Genomic DNA, 1,856 nt, shown 5'->3' with positions numbered 1-1,856 from the left:
TCGGTTGCGGATCCTGAGGCGTTCTGGGCCGAGCAGGCGCAGCGTCTGGACTGGATCAAGGCGCCGACCAAGATCAAGAACACCGATTTCACCCTGGGCCAGGTCTCGATCAAGTGGTTCGAGGACGGCACGCTGAACGTGGCCGCCAACTGCATCGACCGGCACCTGGAAAAGCGCGGCGACCAGACCGCCATCATCTTCGAGCCCGACGACCCCGAGGAAGCCGCCAGGCACATCACCTACCGCGAGTTGCACACATCGGTCTGCAAGATGGCCAACATCCTCGAAACCCTGGGCGTGCGCCGGGGCGACCGGGTGATCCTCTATCTCCCGATGATCCCCGAGGCCGCCTATGCCATGCTGGCCTGCGCCCGCATCGGCGCGATCCATTCCATCGTCTTCGCCGGGTTCAGCCCCGACGCGCTGAGCGCCCGCATCAACGGCTGCGACGCCAAGCTGGTCATCACCGCCGACGAGGCCCCGCGCGGCGGCCGCAAGACCGCGCTCAAGACCAATGCCGACAAGGCGCTGCTGCACTGCAAGGACAGCGTCAAATGCCTGGTGGTCAAGCGCACCGGCGGCCAGACCACATGGGTGGACGGGCGCGATTTCGACTACAACGAAATGGCGCTGGAGGCGGATGACTACAGCAAACCCGCCGAGATGAACGCCGAGGACCCGCTGTTCATCCTCTACACCTCCGGCTCCACCGGTCAGCCCAAGGGGGTTGTGCACTCCACAGGTGGATATCTGGTTTACGCCGCCATGACGCAGGAGATCACCTTCGATTACCACGAGGGCGACGTCTATTGGTGCACCGCCGACGTGGGCTGGGTCACCGGGCATTCCTACATTGTTTACGGGCCCTTGGCCAATGGCGCCACGACGCTGATGTTCGAGGGCGTGCCGACCTATCCGGACGCCAGCCGCTTCTGGCAGGTCTGCGAAAAGCACAAGGTCAACCAGTTCTACACCGCCCCCACCGCGATTCGCGCGCTGATGGGTCAGGGCGACGAATTCGCCACCAAATGCGATCTCAGCAGCCTGCGGATCCTTGGAACGGTCGGTGAGCCGATCAACCCCGAGGCCTGGAACTGGTACAACGATGTCATCGGCGGCGGCCGCTGCCCGATCGTCGACACCTGGTGGCAGACCGAAACCGGCGGTCACATGATGACCCCCCTGCCCGGCGCCCATGCGACCAAGCCCGGCGCGGCGCAGAAGCCCTTCTTCGGGGTGAAACCGCTGGTGCTGGACCCGCAGTCGGCCGAGGTGATCGAGGGCAACGGCGTCGAGGGCGTGCTGGTCATCGCCGACAGCTGGCCGGCGCAGATGCGCACCGTCTGGGGCGATCACGAGCGGTTTGAAAAGACCTACTTCTCTGATTACAAAGGCTATTACTTCTCCGGCGACGGCTGCCGCCGCGATGCGGACGGCGATTACTGGATCACCGGGCGGGTGGACGACGTGATCAACGTCTCCGGCCACCGCATGGGCACGGCCGAGGTGGAATCGGCGCTGGTGGCGCATGAAAAGGTCGCCGAGGCGGCGGTCGTGGGCTACCCGCACGAGATCAAGGGCCAAGGCATCTACTGCTACGTGACCCTGATGAACGGGGTCGAGCCGACGGATGAGCTGCGCAAGGAGCTGCGCACCTGGGTCCGCACCGAAATCGGCCCCATCGCCTCGCCCGACCTGATCCAATGGGCCCCCGGCCTGCCGAAAACCCGCTCCGGCAAGATCATGCGCCGCATCCTGCGCAAGATCGCCGAAAACGACTACGGCGCCCTCGGCGACACATCCACCCTCGCCGACCCCTCCGTCGTCGACGACCTCATCGACAACAGAATGAATCG

The 1,856-nt window shown here is 64.9% G+C and carries 1 protein-coding gene; it reads left to right on the top strand.

The window, feature by feature from the left end:
• Positions 1 to 1,856 (top strand): acetate--CoA ligase (gene acs / locus ACTXGA_RS24435; protein ID WP_443395003.1); only part of this gene is annotated, 1,856 nt, incomplete at both ends.

Origin of the sequence: Antarctobacter jejuensis, assembly GCF_052266595.1 — a bacterium.
Classification (GTDB): Bacteria; Pseudomonadota; Alphaproteobacteria; order Rhodobacterales; family Rhodobacteraceae; genus Antarctobacter; species Antarctobacter jejuensis.
The sequence above is the reverse complement of the archived record's forward strand: the minus strand, read 5'-3'. Positions and strand labels throughout refer to the sequence as shown.